The organism is Roseobacter sp. TSBP12 (assembly GCF_009129705.1).
GTDB lineage: Bacteria > Pseudomonadota > Alphaproteobacteria > Rhodobacterales > Rhodobacteraceae > Celeribacter > Celeribacter baekdonensis_A.
The window spans coordinates 1-14566 of the sequence record NZ_PYIB01000050.1 but is presented as its reverse complement, the minus strand read 5'-3'; the positions used below and the strand labels follow the sequence as shown (position 1 = coordinate 14566).

The following is a 14566-nucleotide window of genomic DNA, read 5'->3' as shown; positions in this document are numbered from 1 at the left end:
GGCTATTGTGTCAGCCAAACATCTGTTTGAGATCGACACTGGCGCGTTTGCCCAAATCATCAAAATGCGCGTCCAGAAACCGATCACAGGCCACGCGCCCGGCCTCTTTCATCCGCATCAAAAGCATCGGTGACGGTGACATTTTGGTACGTGAGGACAAATCCTGCATCAGATCGTCATCGGCGATCATATGGATCAAAACGTCTTTCATACTGCCCTCAGGCAAACGATTTTCGGCGATCAGTTCGCGGACAAATTGCACCGCGCGCAATTCGCGCAACAAAGACGTGTTGAACGAAATCTCGTTGATGCGGTTTTGAATCTCTTCCGGCGTGGTCGGCGTGCCCGGACGCTCCAGCGGGTTGATATTGACGATCACCACGTCTTGCGGAAATTCCGGTTCAAACAGTGGAAACAGCGCCGGATTGCCGGTGTAGCCACCGTCCCAATAGGGGTCCGTGATGCCCGTGATCGGGTCGGTCAGATCGACCGCCTGAAACAATTCCGGCAAACAGGCCGAGGCCAAAACCACATCCGTTGTCACCTCCTCATGCGAAAAGACCCGGATTTTTCCGGTGCGCACATTGGTGGTGGAGATAAACAGCGCGGGTCCCGTGCCCGTATGCAGAATGTCGCATTCCATCGCATCGACAATGGGCCTGAGCGGGTTTTGATAAAACATACCATAGGCATAGGGGCTGACCATCGTCGTCACGGATTCAAAGAAATTAAACGGCATTGCCGCTTCCATCATCTTGGTCATGATTTCCGTGGTTGGCCCGAATTGCCGCAACCATGCGGACAGGCGCACATCGGTGATCGCCCCCATTTCGCCCCAAAGATCATCGAGCGCCGCTTTAGCGCCCGCGCGACCATTGCGCACCATCCCGGCTTTCAGCGCCACCCCGTTGAGTGCCCCCGCCGAGGTGCCCGAAATGGCGGCGATTTCGATCTCGTCATGCTCCAGCAACCGATCCAAAACCCCCCAGGTAAAGGCCCCATGCGCCCCCCCGCCTTGCAACGCGAGGTTGATCTGCTTTGGTCTGATTTTGGGTTTGCGCGTCATCTGAAGCCCTTTCCGGGACTGTTATTGGCAAAGGCGCGCCGCGTTGGGTGCGCCTTTAGATGTCATGGCGGGCCAAAGCGCGGCCTCGCAGCGGGATCAACGTCGCATCACGTCGCGCTTACAGGGCGGTCCAGCCACCATCGACAGAAATCGTCGTGCCGGTGATTTGCTTGGCATAATCAGAGGCCAGGAACACGCAAGTGCCGCCCAATTCTTCAACGGTGGCAAATTGTTTCGACGGCTGACGGTCCAACAACACCTCACGGATCACGGTGTCGCGGTCCATATTGTATTGCTTCATCGTGTCGGGGATTTGCGCCTCCACCAGCGGCGTCAACACATAGCCCGGACAGACCGCATTACAGGTGATCGGCTCTTCGGCGGTCTCCAATGCGGTGACTTTGGTCAGGCCGACGATACCGTGTTTGGCGGCGACATAGGCGGATTTATAGGGCGAGGCGGTCAGACCATGTGCCGAAGCGATGTTGATCACTCGGCCCCACCCGGCTTTGCGCATCATCGGCAGGGCGGCTGCGGTGGTGTGAAAGGCGGAACTGAGGTTGATCGCGAGGATGGCGTTCCATTTTTCGACCGGGAACTCATCAATCGGGGCAACATGTTGAATACCGGCGTTGTTCACCAGAATATCGCACGCCCCCGCAGTCTCGATCAGGGCGCGGCAGTCGTCGGATTTGGACATATCGGCCTTGATATAACGGACCTCAACGCCGTGCTCTTTGGCCATGTCTTTGGCCAATTGGTGATCCTCATCGCGGTCTGTGAAAGAATTGAGGACAATGTTCGCCCCTGCTTTGGCCAATTCATGGGCGACGCCAAGCCCGATGCCGGAATTCGATCCGGTGATGATGGCAGTTTTGCCTGAAAGCGGTGTGTGCGTGCTCATGGCAGGTCTCCTTTATCTGTTCCCTCATAACTTACGTGCTGCGGGTGCAAAGCAAAGGGGAGAATCACATTTACGGCAAAGAATCGGGGTCACACTGTGGCGAGGCAAACCGTGATTGTGCGTGAAGTGGCGGCGTTTGAACCGATGCACATCCACCGATCAGCCAAGCCTGCTTGGGGTTTACCCAGAGTGAGGGCAAAAAAAACGCCCGCACAAGGCGGGCGCTGAGTTATTGAGGCAGGTTTCATACAGGCAAGAAACCTATCGAGCAGTGAGGTCTTTATACGCGTTTCTCCGCCGCACTCCAAGCTAAAAGTTTGAATTCATGTCCAAGCCGTCGTAGTTTCACCCTCAATAATAACACAAAACGAAGGCATTGTTCGCGATATGGCACAGCAGTTTTTCCAAACCCTTCGCACAGGCTCTGCGGCGGTCACCCTTTGCCTTTTGGCCAGCTCGATTTTGGCCGCACCGCAAACCGGGCTGGCGATGTATGGCGACCCTGACTTGCCCGCCGATTTCACCGCCCTGCCCTATGTCAATGCCGATGCGCCCAAAGGCGGGGCGATCATCACCGGCGAAGGTGGCAGTTTTGACAGCCTCAATCCCTTTATCCGAAAAGGCAAAGCGCCGTGGCAATTGCGCTACCTTATGGCCGAAAGCCTCATGGGACAGGCGTATTCCGAACCTTTCACGCTCTATTGCCTGCTCTGCGAAACCGTCGAGACCGACGCAGATCGCACCTGGGTTGAATTCACCCTGCGTGACACGGCCAAATTCTCTGACGGCAGCCCGGTCACCGTCGAAGACGTAATGTGGTCCTATGAAACGCTCGGCACCCAAGGCCATGGCCGTTACGCCACGTTGTGGGGTCAGATCGCGCGCATGGAGCAGACCGGAGAGCGCTCGGTCAAATTCACCTTTAACACGCCCAATCGCGAATTGGCGCTGTTGACGGCGATCCGGCCCATTTTGAAAAAAGCCTATTGGGACGACAAGGATTTCACCCAATCCGGCATTGACACGATCCCCGTCTCATCCGCCCCCTATGTGATCACCGATGTGCAGCCCGGCATGTTTGTCGAACTGACCCGCAACCCCGAGTATTGGGGCAAGGACGTGCCGTTCATGCACGGTCAGGCCAATTTGGACACAATCCGGTTGGAATATTTCGCCGACGCCTCTTTGGTGATCGAGGCGTTTAAGGCCGGAACGCTCAATGCACACCGCGAATTCAACATCCAGACCTGGAAAGACCAATATGATTTCCCCGCCGTTGCACGTGGCGACGTGATCAAATCGGTGATCCCACATCAACGCCCCACCGGCATGACCGGCTTTGCGATGAACACCCGCCTGCCGCAGTTTGCCGATTGGCGCGTGCGTCAGGCGATGATCGAAGCGTTCAATTTCGATTACATCAACGAGGCCCAGACCGAGAGCCAACAGACCCGGATCACCTCCTATTTTTCCAATTCGCCGCTTGGCATGCGCCCCGGTCCCGCCGAGGGTCGCGTGGCCGAGCTTTTGGCCCCCTATAAAGACCAGCTTTTGCCCGGCACGCTTGAGGGCTATGACTTGCCCGAGACCTCTGGGCGGGAATTGGACCGAGGTGCGATGCGTCGTGCGATCGGGTTGATGGAACAGGCCGGATGGACGATCCAAAACGGCCAGATGAAAAACGCGGCCGGACAGCCCTTTGCCTTTGAGATCGTTCTCAAGGTTGGGGATGATGAGAACCAGTCGATCATCGACACCTATACGCAAATGCTGCTGCATCTCGGGATCACGCCGAAAATCTCCGTCGTCGATTCCCCGCAGTACACACAGCGGATGGAAAGCTTTGATTTCGGCATGACCCCGGTGCGCTATGGCCTCTCGCTCAGCCCTGGCAACGAACAATACGCCTATTTCGGCCAAGCCGCCGCCGACACCCCCGGGTCGCGCAACATTGCCGGGATCAGTGATCCGGTGGTCGATGCGATGATCGACAAAATGTTAGATGCGGAGAACCGCGAAGACAGCTTGGCGGCCACCCGTGCACTCGACCGGGTGCTGACGGCGGGCCGCTATGCCATTCCGCTTTATGCCTGGAACGAAAGTTTTGACGCGCATGTGAAAGAGCTAAAATATCATGACACCTTGCCGCTCTATGGCGACTGGATTATGTGGCGGGAAATGACGTGGTATTGGCAGGAGTGATCCGCCGCGTATTACCCGCCAAACCTGATCCGATACCCCTCTGCATTTTGGGAAGACAAACATGAGAAAAGTAGCCCTTATCCTCCTCACCCTCGCGCTCGCCTCTTGCGGCACTGTTGCCGGTGTGGGCGAAGACATCACCGGCGCCTCGCGTACGGTTCAGGGGTGGTTCTAAGCGGTGCTTTTGAAAGGCACCGCGCTTATCCTCTGTCTGAGTCTGGCTTTGTCCGGCTGTACCGTGGCGCGCGTGGGGGCGAAAGCCACCAAAGGCGTGGTCAAAACCACCTCTAAGGTCGTGTTCTGAGCCGCTTATGTCAGCGACGTCACCCACAGGATCGTTGCATCTTCCGGGCTGACTGAGATCACATTATGCCCCATCGACGCGTCATAATAGGCGCTGTCGCCCCGACGCATTTCGACCGGCTCATAGAACTCGGTGATCAATTTGATCACCCCGGTGAGCACGTAAAGAAACTCTTCGCCATCATGGCGCACCCAGCCATCGAACTCTTCGAAATCCCGCGCCCGGATTGTGGCGCGATACGGCAGCATGGATTTTTTGGTCAGAGCCGTCGCCAACATTTCATGTTCATAGGTCGCCGTCGGATGCGCCACCCCTTCGCCCGATTTCGTCACCGCCATGCGGCCGGAAATCTGCGCCCGTTGCGGCGGGGTGAACAACTGCGGCACCGAAATCTCAAGCCCTACCGCGAGCTTTTTGAGCGCATCATAGGTCGGTGACATCTGGCCGTTTTCGATCTTGGACAGGGTGGACCGCGCCAGTCCCGCCTGTCCCGCCGCCTGCTCCAATGTCCAGCCCCGCGCCTTACGCAGATCGCGCACCCTGAGACCCAAATCCAAAGGCCGCGCCTCATCGGGCGTGCCTTCGCCGCTTTCGCGGGCCAATCGGATCAGGCTCGGGGTGCGTGTGTCCGGGCCTGTGGTCGGGGCTGTGTCTGGTGTCGGTGTATCGCTCATGCCGTCTTGTAGCGCCTGTGAGACAAAAAAGAAAACCCCCGGATGCTGTTGCACGCATCTTCGGGGGTTCTTGGGACGGGCGGTAGCTTGGGGGAATGCTCGTGAGGTTTCCGCCGACCCTAAACGTGATGACCTTTGGCTCTATTTGCCGCTTGGCAATTCGCCGGTCAAAAATTCGATCTGGCTCAACCCGTCCGATTGAACCCGCGCCACCAATGTGTCGAGCGCCCCACCGGCAATCGCCAAAGCCGCCAAAAGGCCCAGTGCAAGGGTCGCAACAGGCATACGCATCCGGCGACGGAAAGAAAGCGCATCATAAGACCCGTTGGGGCCGCGACCTTGAAAGGTACTGAACTGCTTGCCGGAGATATACGCCATGATGATGAACCTTGTTGAACACTAAAAATCAGTCGTTGCAGTGAGTTAATCATGAGTCGCGCGCCGCGTCACGCGCGCCAATCGGTAACATCCCCGCCCCCAGCGACCACAATTTTCAACAGAACACATCAAGAACAAATTAGGAATTCACACGGTTTGCAAAGTTGCAAACCCACCCCAAACACAAGATATAGGTCAATGAGAACGCCTGCTGGACTGGAAAATGTGAGCTATCGGAATATTTTCCTTTTCTCACCCCTCCCGCCTCAGAGCGTCATGGGGTATGTACGCCAGACCAAATTGACGCCTCAGCCCTTCGGAGTCCGCCCATGATCTCGCCTGTGATCCCGCTTGATATTTTCCACGACCCGATCTGCCCTGGTGCGCCATTGGCAAAGCCCGGCTTGACCGCGCCTTAGAGGCCCGCCCCGATCACCCTTTCGCGCTGCAATGGCATCCGTTTCAATTGAACCCGACGATGCCCAAGGGCGGCATGGAGCGGCAGGCCTATTTGAATGCGAAATTCGGCGGCGCGGAGCGGGCGCGCAAAGCCTACCTGCCGATCATCGAGGTGATGCTGAAGGAAATGCCTAAGGTCGATCTTTTGGCGATCAAGACCACACCCAACACCTTGGACGCGCATCGGCTGATCCATTGGGCCGGGATCGAAGGCCGCCAAACGCCGATGGTCTCCGCCCTCTATCGCGCCTATTTTCAGGAAGGTCGCGACATTGGCGATGTGGAGACGCTGGTCGCGCTGGCCGAACGCGTTGAAATGGATGGCGCGGCCGTGCGTCGCCTTTTGCTCTCGGACGCCGATGTCAAAGACATCCAAACCCGCGACACCCACGCGCGTGAGCGTGGCGTCAACGCCGTGCCGCTATATATCGTCGCCAACCAACATGCCGTCGAAGGCGCGCAACCGCCCGAGCTTTGGATGCGGGTGATCGACGAATTGACTGCCCAGATCGCCGCAGACGATCAGGATGATGACCCGTCACAGGCCTTGATATGATCCCATCCGGGCTTTCGGTCGGAGTTTGGTGCTCTCCGGTTGGATCGCAATCCTGCCCCATGCCCAGATGTTCCCAGGAACTCGGATTTGGCCACCCAAGCAACCACAGCGCGAGGCCTCAAAACCACCTGCGCAAACCGAGAGTCTGCGCATCTACGCACAGCCCCCCAAGCAGTAGGCTGACTGGTCAAATCAAGGCCCGCCTCATAAGGTGCCGCGACCTTTATTGACAGGATGCCTCCATGCCTCGCCGTTTGCCGCAACTCGAATTCACGGCTCTTTTGGCTCTGCTGTTTGCCATCGTTGCCTTCTCCATTGATGCCATGCTGCCGGGCCTGCCCGAAATCGCTGCTGACCTGTCCCCCAGCGACCCAAACCGGGCGCAGCTGGTGCTTGCGGCCTTTGTCTTTGGCATGGGGTTTGGCACTTTGGTCAGCGGGCCGATCTCCGATCATTTCGGACGCAAGCCTTTGATCCTGTTTGGCCTTTTGCTCTACGCTCTGGGCGCGATCTTTGCCGGGCTGTCGCATTCCATGGAGATGATGCTTGTTGGGCGTGTCCTTCAGGGCTTTGGCGCCGCCTTCCCGCGCACCGTCGGTGTGGCCATGGTGCGCGATCTCTATGAAGGGCGCGATATGGCCAAAATCATCTCCTTCGTGATGACGATTTTCATGCTGGCCCCTGCCGTCGCCCCCTCTGTCGGCGCTTTGATCATTGGCAGCTTTGGCTGGCACGGGATTTTCGCATCTTTCGTGCTTTTGGCCGTGATCAGCGCCCTGTGGTTTGGTCTGCGCCAAGGCGAAACCCTTGCCCCGGAAAATCATCGCAAACTCAATCCGCGCGATCTGGTTCAAGGCGTCCGTCATGTGCTTGGCATCTACAATGTCCGGCTCTACATCCTGATCCTGACCCTTGGATTTGCTCAGATGTTTTCCATCCTTTCCTCGGTTCAACAGATTTATGACCAAGGCTTCAATCTTGGCGCAAGTTTCCCCTATTGGTTCGGCGCCACCGCCATTCTCAGCGCCGCCGGGGCCATCATCAACGGCACTTTGGTCACCCGCTTGGGCATGCATGTGATGATCCGCCTGGGCTACCGCATTGCGGTCACCGCCTCCCTCATCGCGCTGATCTTGAACCTGACAGGCCTCGCCGGGGCCACCCCCTTTGGCTTTGCGGTGTTCTTTGTCTGGACCGTGGCGATGTTCTTTATCAACGCCTTCACCTTTGGCAATCTGAATGCTCTGGCCATGGTGCCATTGGGTCGCATGGCGGGCATGGGCAATTCGGTGATCGGCGCGCTGTTCACCATGGGCTCCGTTGTCATCGCCGCCCCTGTCGGTCTTGCGTTCAACGGCACCCCTGTGCCGGTGATGGTCGCAGGGGTGATCTGTTCTGGACTGGCCCTGGTGCTGTTCCGTCTGGAACGAAAAGAGGCCTGATCTTTATTTTTTAGGGGCTTGCGCGGCAGACTTCGCGTGATTGGCTAGGTCTTGGGCGATGGAAAACGCGCCCTTGATCTTGTCTGACTCCCGCGGCCAGTCGCGGCGCACGATGATCTTGTTGTCCTTGACCTTGGCATGGCCCTTTTGCGCCTGAATGAAATCCACAAGCCCGGCCGGATTGGCGAATTTGTCATTGTGGAACTGGATCGTCGCACCTTTTGGCCCGCCGTCCAGACGCGCAATGCCTGCGGCGCGGCATTTCTCTTTGATCCGAACAACAAGCAACAAGGTATTGACCTCTTTGGGCAATTTGCCAAACCGGTCGATCAGTTCGGCGGCAAAACCTTCAAGCTCCACTTTGGTGTGTAGGCCAGACAGGCGGCGATACAGCCCCAAGCGCACATCAAGATCGGGCACATAAGTCTCTGGAATCAAAACAGGAACGCCCAGATTGATCTGCGGCGCCCATTGCCCGTCATCGTCCAGAGTGATCGCCTCTTGCCCGGATTTGATTTTGGCAATCGCCTCTTCCAACATCGCTTGATACAGCTCAAACCCGACCTCTTTGACATGGCCGGACTGTTCCTCACCCACAAGATTACCTGCACCTCGAATGTCAAGATCTTGAGATGCAAGGGTAAATCCGGCGCCCAACATATCGAGAGACCCCAGCACCCGCAGCCGCTTTTGCGCCTGAGGCGTCAAAGGTGCGCGTGGTTTGGTGGTCAGATAGGCATAAGCGCGGGTTTTGGCGCGGCCCACCCGGCCCCGAATTTGGTAAAGCTGCGCCAGACCGAACATATCGGCGCGATGGATGATCATCGTGTTGGCGGTCGGAATGTCGATGCCACTTTCGACAATGGTCGTCGCCAAAAGCACATCATATTTCCCGTCATAAAAGGCGTTCATCCGATCGTCCAACTCGCCTGCGGCCATCTGGCCATGGGCGACAACATGGGTGACCTCGGGCACTTGGTCCTTGAGGAAGGCCTCGATCTCCGGGATGTCTTTGACCCGCGGCACGACGAAAAAGCTCTGTCCGCCGCGATAATGTTCGCGCAGCAAGGCCTCGCGCACGGTCACCGTATCGAATTCCGAGACATAGGTGCGGATCGAGAGGCGGTCGACCGGCGGCGTGCCAATAATGGACAAATCACGCACCCCGGTCATCGACATTTGCAAGGTCCGCGGGATCGGCGTGGCCGAAAGTGTCAGCACGTGAATGTCGGATTTGAGCGATTTCAACCGCTCTTTATGGGTTACGCCAAAGCGCTGTTCTTCATCAACGATCAGCAAGCCAAGGTTTTGAAACCGCACATTTTTCGCCAAAAGCGCATGGGTGCCGACAACAATGTCGATCTCGCCTGAGGCCAACCCGTCGCGGGTCGCGGCCATGTCTTTTTGACTGACAAAGCGCGACATCGGACGCACATTGACCGGCAAGCCCCGGAACCGTTCGGCGAAGGAGCGGAAATGTTGCCGCGCCAACAGCGTGGTCGGTGCAATCACCGCCACCTGCGCGCCAGACAGCGCCGCGATAAAGGCCGCGCGCATCGCCACTTCGGTTTTGCCAAATCCGACATCGCCACAGACCAAACGATCCATCGGCCGCCCGGCTTCGAAATCCTCCAACACATCTTCGATGGCTTTGAGTTGATCCTCGGTCTCAGAATAGGGAAAGCGCGCGCAAAATGCCTCCCACATATCTTGTGGTGGGATCATGATCGGGGCTTTGCGAATATGACGTTCGGCGGCAATGCGGATCAGCTTTTCGGCGATCTCGCGAATGCGGTCTTTCATTTTGGCTTTTTTGGCCTGCCATGCGCCGCCGCCGAGCTTGTCGAGCAAGCCCTCGTCATGGCCATATCGACTTAAAAGCTCAATGTTTTCAACAGGGAGGTAAAGTCGATCCCCGCCCGCATATTCGAGCAAAAGACATTCATGCGCCGCCCCTAAAGCGGTGACCACCTCAAGCCCACGGAAAATCCCGACGCCATGATCGACATGAACGATCAAATCGCCCGCACTGAGCGACGAATGTTCGGTGAGGAAATTCTCGGCGCGCTTTTTACGGCCCGGACGGCGCACCAAACGGTCGCCCAACACGTCTTGTTCCGAGATCACCGTGACCGATTGGCCCTCGCCAGTCGGAGCCTCAAACCCTTCTTCGAGCGCCCAGACCGACAGGAACACCCGACCCAGACTCTGGCCCTGACCGTCGGGCACATCGCGCCAATCGTCGATCTCGATGAGCCCGGTCATGTCCTGGTCTTCAAGCAGGGTTTTCAACCGATCCCGCGCGCCCTCCGACCAGGAGGCAAGCACCACCGCCCCCTGTTTGCGGCGTTTCTCAATATGCTCTGCCAACTCTTCGAAAAGATTGACGTTTTCCATTTGCCGTTCAGGCGAAAAATTGCGACCCACGCGCCCGCCTGCGTCCAAAACTCCGGGACCCGACGCCTGTGGCAGCGGATGAAAATGGATCACCCGACGGCCCGCAATCGCCGCTTCCCACGCGGCATCATCCAGATACAAAAGCTCTGGCGGACAGGGTTTATAGACGCTGTCCATCCGGCCCTTGGCCGTGAGCGCCTCGCGCCGGGCATCATATTGATCGGCGATTGAGGCCCAACGTGAAAGACGCGCCGCAGTCGATTGATCATCAAGGGAAATAGACGCATCTGGCATATAGTCAAACAGCGTGTCGAGCCGGGCGTGGAAATACGGCAACCAATGCTCAAGACCTGCGTGTTTCTTGCCCGCAGAGACCGCCTCGTAGAGCGGATCATCGGTGCCCGCCGCGCCAAATTCAACGCGGTAATTTTGTCGAAACCGGGTGATGGATTCCTCGTCCAAGATGACTTCAGACACCGGGGTAAAGGTGATTTCTTCCAAGCTGTCGATGGTCTTTTGGCTGGCCGGATCGAAACGGCGCAGCCCGTCTAATTCATCGCCAAAGAAATCAAGCCGCACCGGCAATTCCTGCCCCGGAGGAAACACATCAATGATGCCGCCACGGATTGCGTAATCGCCATGTTCGACCACGGTCGGCGCTTGGGTAAAGCCCATGCGCACGAAAAAACTGCGCAGTTCGGCCTCGTTAACGCGCTGGCCTTTGCGCATGACAAAGGCGCCTGTGCGAGTGTGTCACGGGTCGGCACGCGCTGAGTGGCGGCGGAGAGCGTGGTCAACAACACGAAACGTTTCGGCATCGCCCCATGCGCCAGCGCGGCCAACGTTGCCATGCGCGCGGCGGCGACATCGGAATTGGGCGACATCCGGTCATAGGGCAAACAATCCCAGGCCGGAAAGTCGATCACCGGCAGATCGGGTGCGAAAAATCGCAAAGCGGCACGCAGGGCGGCAAGGCGTTTGTCATCGCGCGCGACATGGATCACCGGACCGTTTGAACGGCTGACCTCGCGGGCCAGGAGAAAGGCGTCAAACCCCTCAGGTGCGCCCCCAAGGGTGAGATGGGTGGATGGTTTCATGCCAATCAGCCTCCCAGCGGACCCGTGACGATGTTTTGGTACATGCCCCACATCGCCGTGACAAAGATCGACACCATGCCGATGAGTTGTACCAAAAACCGATGACGGCGCAGCACAGAGATCAGCGCCTCGCCTGTCGGCGCATGGCTCGCGATGTTTTGCGCGGTGCGAATGTTGAGCACGCCGACAAAACTCATCGGAAACAGCATCAGAAACACCGCCTGAGAAAACTCAACGCCGTAGAAAAACCCGGTCACGCCCAAAAGGGTGATCACAGTGGCCGCCAGCGCCGTGAGCATCAGACCGGAGACCTCAGCGATGTTCAAAAGCCGCCCGGTGTTGATCCGCACCATGTCTTCAAGGTCCTGCATCCGCTCGCCGCCCTGACGCTTGGCCTTGAGCGCCAAATCAAACGGCACACCCAAGACAAAATGCGAGGCGGTGGACCACAGGATCGCCAATCCGATCCAATACCACATGTTCGAAAAGGACCGCGTGTCGAGCACTTCGAAAAGGGTTGCGTAAATATCCAAGGCTCTGCTCTTTTCTTATGGTTTGGTCTTTAGGGGCATGGTGCCGCCCCAAAAGAGACGACCTATCCGTCTTCTAACGCCTCTGTGTCGGGATGCAACGTCAGGCTGTGCACAGATTAGTGCCCCCACGCGGCAATTCCTACCCTTGAAGCGTCCCAAAAACCATGTCACCCAAAGACACCCATCGCAAAACCGAGGCTATCCCCATGACCCGCACCATCGCCCCTTACCCGCTGACCCGCCTGCGCCGCCCCCGTAAAATGGAAGCGCTGCGTGGTCTTGTGCGTGAAAATAGCCTTTCGGCTGAGGATCTAATCTGGCCGGTGTTTGTGCGCGAAGGGGTGGATGAGGCCACGCCGATCGTGTCGATGCCCGGCGTTGAGCGGCTGACAATTGACCGTTTGGTCACGGCGGCGCGCGAGGCCTATGAGTTGGGCATCCCGGCGATTTGCCTGTTTCCCTATATCGAACCCGAGCTGAAAACCGAAGATTGCGCTGGCGCGTGGGACCCGGACAATCTGGTCAACCGTGCCATTCGCGCGCTCAAAGCGGCGGTGCCGGAATTGGCGATCATGACCGACGTGGCGCTTGATCCCTATAACATCAACGGCCATGACGGCTATGTCGTGGATGGCGAGATCGTCAATGACATGACGGTCGAAGCCCTGGTCAAAATGTCGGTGGCGCAGGCGGAAGCGGGCGCGGACATCATCGGGCCGTCCGATATGATGGACGGACGCATCGGCGCGATCCGCCGAGCGTTGGAAACCGACGGGCATTCGAACGTCACGATCATGTCCTATGCGGCCAAATATGCCTCCGCCTATTACGGCCCGTTTCGGGATGCGGTTGGGGCCTCTGGCGCGCTCAAGGGCGACAAAAAGACCTATCAAATGGACCCGGCCAACTCAGATGAAGCGCTGCGCCTGATCGAACGCGATCTGTCTGAGGGGGCGGATATGGTCATGGTCAAACCGGGGATGCCCTATCTCGACATTTGTCGCCGGGTGAAAGACCGCTTTGGCGTGCCGACCTTTGCCTATCAGGTGTCGGGCGAATACGCGATGGCAATGGCCGCGATTCAGAACGGCTGGCTCGATCATGACAAGGTGGTTTTGGAAAGCCTGATGTGTTTCAAACGCGCCGGATGCAACGGGATTTTGACCTATTTCGCCCCGGCAGCGGCGCGGCTTTTGCGCGGCTGAGGCGCGTTCAAGAGGCAAAGCATGGGCGAAACCCGCCAAAACACGGGCCTTTGGGCTTTCGCGGGATGACAGGGCGCGGCTTTTCGTCATATACTCGGGCAAAATCAATGGGCCAAAGGCCTGTAGCACCGAAAAGAGCAGTATAAGGGCATTCACAATGAACAGACTTCAACGCCGGAGCTTTATGATCGGATTGGGCAGCGCAGGTCTTTTGGCCGCGTGTGACAATTCGATGCGCTCCAACGGCTCCGCCACCATTGACGCGCGGGTCGATGCCACGCTGAGCCATCTGTATTCCAACTACCCCGGCACCACGGCGCTGCGGGACAAATCCGTCGGCATGTTGGTCATGCCCTTGATCACCAAGGCGGGCTTTGGTGTTGGCGGGTCTTATGGCCGTGGGGCGTTGCGGGTTGGCGGCGTGTCGGTGGATTACTACTCCTCGACGCAGGCGACCTTTGGCCTGCAAATCGGCGCACAGCAATACGCCCATGTCTTGTTCTTCATGACCAATGAGGCGCTCAGTTCCTTCCGCAATTCTCCGGGCTGGTCTGCGGGCGCGGATATGGAATACGCCATCTCCAACCGCGGCGAAAACATCACCGCTGAAACGCTGACCTCGCTGTCGCCGGTGATCGCGGTGGTCTTTGGTCAGGCGGGCTTGATCGCGGGCGCCACTGTTGAAGGCACAAAATACACGCGGATCATCCCGTAAGCCTTTTCAATATCGAAGACATACAAAACGCGGGCCTGATTGGACCCGCGTTTTTTGTGAGTATTTATATCACGGTAAAGACAATCCGATCTCAGCCGCTTTACGGCACCGCCTCTTCCAACACGCCATCGGCAGACATTTGGGCGTACAGAAGCCCTTCGCGCAGGCCCCGATCCGCAACAGACAGCCGATCCGTCGGCCAAATCCGCAACAGCGCCTGCAAAATCGCCGCGCCCGACATGATCAATTCCTGTCGATCCCGACCAATGCGCGGATCACGTTTGCGACCTGCGGGCCCCATGGACAGGTAGTCCCGGATCACCCGGTCAATCTGTTCCGAGGTCATCCGCAAACCATCGACCTTATTGCGGTCATAGCGCTTGAGGCCCAGATGCGAGGCGGCAACCGTCGTCACCGTTCCCGACGTGCCGATGATCTGAAACCCTTCGCGGGCCGGATCATTGGCATAGGGGGTGAAATCCGCAAGTTTCTCTTCGAAATACCACGACATCAAGGCAAACCGCGCCGCGTCATCTTCGACATCGGAGAATTGCTCCATCAGCGTCGCAACCCCCAAGGGCACCGAAATCCAATCCACAACTTTGGCATGGGGAAAGGGGCTGTCGGCGTTTTT

General features: G+C 57.8%; 13 protein-coding genes and 1 pseudogene. 7 read left to right on the top strand and 7 right to left on the bottom strand.

The window, feature by feature from the left end:
* Positions 1-10: 10 nt before the first annotated feature.
* Positions 11-1066, bottom strand: a complete 1056-nt coding sequence (locus tag C8029_RS15155) for a patatin-like phospholipase family protein (RefSeq protein ID WP_009571130.1) — start codon at positions 1064-1066, stop codon at positions 11-13.
* A 118-nt stretch (positions 1067-1184) separates the two neighbouring features.
* Positions 1185-1970, bottom strand: a complete 786-nt coding sequence (locus C8029_RS15150) for a 3-hydroxybutyrate dehydrogenase (RefSeq protein ID WP_152003212.1) — start codon at positions 1968-1970, stop codon at positions 1185-1187.
* A 387-nt stretch (positions 1971-2357) separates the two neighbouring features.
* Here C8029_RS15150 and C8029_RS15145 point away from each other — a divergent pair, with 387 nt between their 5' ends.
* The 3 genes from C8029_RS15145 to C8029_RS22800 all read left to right on the top strand — a co-directional run bounded on the left by C8029_RS15145 (position 2358) and on the right by C8029_RS22800 (position 4476).
* A complete protein-coding gene (locus C8029_RS15145) occupies positions 2358-4172 on the top strand; it encodes an extracellular solute-binding protein (RefSeq protein ID WP_152003211.1) in 1815 nt (604 codons plus the stop codon).
* A 61-nt stretch (positions 4173-4233) separates the two neighbouring features.
* Positions 4234-4347 carry a hypothetical protein gene (locus C8029_RS15140; protein ID WP_040401984.1) on the top strand — a complete coding sequence of 38 codons (114 nt, stop codon included), beginning with the start codon at positions 4234-4236 and terminating at the stop codon, positions 4345-4347.
* 3 nt (positions 4348-4350) lie between these two features.
* On the top strand, positions 4351-4476 hold the full coding sequence (locus C8029_RS22800; RefSeq protein ID WP_269771039.1) for a hypothetical protein: 126 nt from the start codon (positions 4351-4353) through the stop codon (positions 4474-4476).
* 5 nt (positions 4477-4481) lie between these two features.
* Here C8029_RS22800 and C8029_RS15135 read toward each other — a convergent pair whose 3' ends face one another.
* A complete protein-coding gene (locus C8029_RS15135; RefSeq protein ID WP_051130593.1) occupies positions 4482-5150 on the bottom strand; it encodes a helix-turn-helix domain-containing protein in 669 nt (222 codons plus the stop codon).
* Positions 5151-5291: 141 nt separating this feature from the next.
* The gene (locus C8029_RS15130; protein WP_009571134.1) at positions 5292-5528 is read right to left on the bottom strand and encodes a hypothetical protein; all 237 of its coding nucleotides are present in this window, start codon (positions 5526-5528) and stop codon (positions 5292-5294) included.
* 329 nt (positions 5529-5857) lie between these two features.
* Here C8029_RS15130 and C8029_RS15125 point away from each other — a divergent pair.
* Positions 5858-6543 (top strand): annotated as a pseudogene (locus tag C8029_RS15125) (DsbA family oxidoreductase).
* Positions 6544-6785: 242 nt separating this feature from the next.
* The gene (locus C8029_RS15120) at positions 6786-7985 is read left to right on the top strand and encodes a multidrug effflux MFS transporter (RefSeq protein ID WP_152003210.1); all 1200 of its coding nucleotides are present in this window, start codon (positions 6786-6788) and stop codon (positions 7983-7985) included.
* Positions 7986-7988: 3 nt separating this feature from the next.
* On the opposite strand, the gene mfd is transcribed toward C8029_RS15120, so the two are convergent.
* Together mfd and C8029_RS15110 are read right to left on the bottom strand one after the other, a co-directional pair.
* Entirely contained in the window at positions 7989-11111 is a 3123-nt protein-coding gene (gene mfd / locus C8029_RS15115; protein WP_502707604.1) for a transcription-repair coupling factor, read from the bottom strand.
* A 373-nt stretch (positions 11112-11484) separates the two neighbouring features.
* Positions 11485-12012 carry a component of SufBCD complex gene (locus C8029_RS15110; protein WP_152003209.1) on the bottom strand — a complete coding sequence of 176 codons (528 nt, stop codon included), beginning with the start codon at positions 12010-12012 and terminating at the stop codon, positions 11485-11487.
* A gap of 206 nt (positions 12013-12218) precedes the next feature.
* On the opposite strand from C8029_RS15110, the gene hemB reads away from it, so the two are divergent.
* Together hemB and C8029_RS15100 are read left to right on the top strand one after the other, a co-directional pair.
* The gene (gene hemB, locus C8029_RS15105; protein ID WP_009571139.1) at positions 12219-13217 is read left to right on the top strand and encodes a porphobilinogen synthase; all 999 of its coding nucleotides are present in this window, start codon (positions 12219-12221) and stop codon (positions 13215-13217) included.
* 157 nt (positions 13218-13374) lie between these two features.
* Positions 13375-13932, top strand: a complete 558-nt coding sequence (locus C8029_RS15100; protein ID WP_009571140.1) for a lipid-binding SYLF domain-containing protein — start codon at positions 13375-13377, stop codon at positions 13930-13932.
* A 100-nt stretch (positions 13933-14032) separates the two neighbouring features.
* On the opposite strand, the gene C8029_RS15095 is transcribed toward C8029_RS15100, so the two are convergent.
* A partial coding sequence (locus C8029_RS15095) for a Ppx/GppA phosphatase family protein (RefSeq protein ID WP_502707603.1) occupies positions 14033-14566 on the bottom strand: 534 nt, incomplete at its 5' end.

What these genes read in the sequence shown, in the direction of transcription:
- C8029_RS15155 (WP_009571130.1), bottom strand. Translation starts at nt 1,066, where the DNA reads ATGACGCGCAAACCCAAAATCAGACCAAAGCAGATCAACCTCGCGTTG.
- C8029_RS15150 (WP_152003212.1), bottom strand. Translation starts at nt 1,970, where the DNA reads ATGAGCACGCACACACCGCTTTCAGGCAAAACTGCCATCATCACCGGA.
- C8029_RS15145 (WP_152003211.1), top strand. Translation starts at nt 2,358, where the DNA reads ATGGCACAGCAGTTTTTCCAAACCCTTCGCACAGGCTCTGCGGCGGTC.
- C8029_RS15140 (WP_040401984.1), top strand. Translation starts at nt 4,234, where the DNA reads ATGAGAAAAGTAGCCCTTATCCTCCTCACCCTCGCGCTCGCCTCTTGC.
- C8029_RS15135 (WP_051130593.1), bottom strand. Translation starts at nt 5,150, where the DNA reads ATGAGCGATACACCGACACCAGACACAGCCCCGACCACAGGCCCGGAC.
- C8029_RS15130 (WP_009571134.1), bottom strand. Translation starts at nt 5,528, where the DNA reads ATGGCGTATATCTCCGGCAAGCAGTTCAGTACCTTTCAAGGTCGCGGC.
- C8029_RS15120 (WP_152003210.1), top strand. Translation starts at nt 6,786, where the DNA reads ATGCCTCGCCGTTTGCCGCAACTCGAATTCACGGCTCTTTTGGCTCTG.
- mfd (WP_502707604.1), bottom strand. Translation starts at nt 11,111, where the DNA reads ATGCGCAAAGGCCAGCGCGTTAACGAGGCCGAACTGCGCAGTTTTTTC.
- hemB (WP_009571139.1), top strand. Translation starts at nt 12,219, where the DNA reads ATGACCCGCACCATCGCCCCTTACCCGCTGACCCGCCTGCGCCGCCCC.
- C8029_RS15100 (WP_009571140.1), top strand. Translation starts at nt 13,375, where the DNA reads ATGAACAGACTTCAACGCCGGAGCTTTATGATCGGATTGGGCAGCGCA.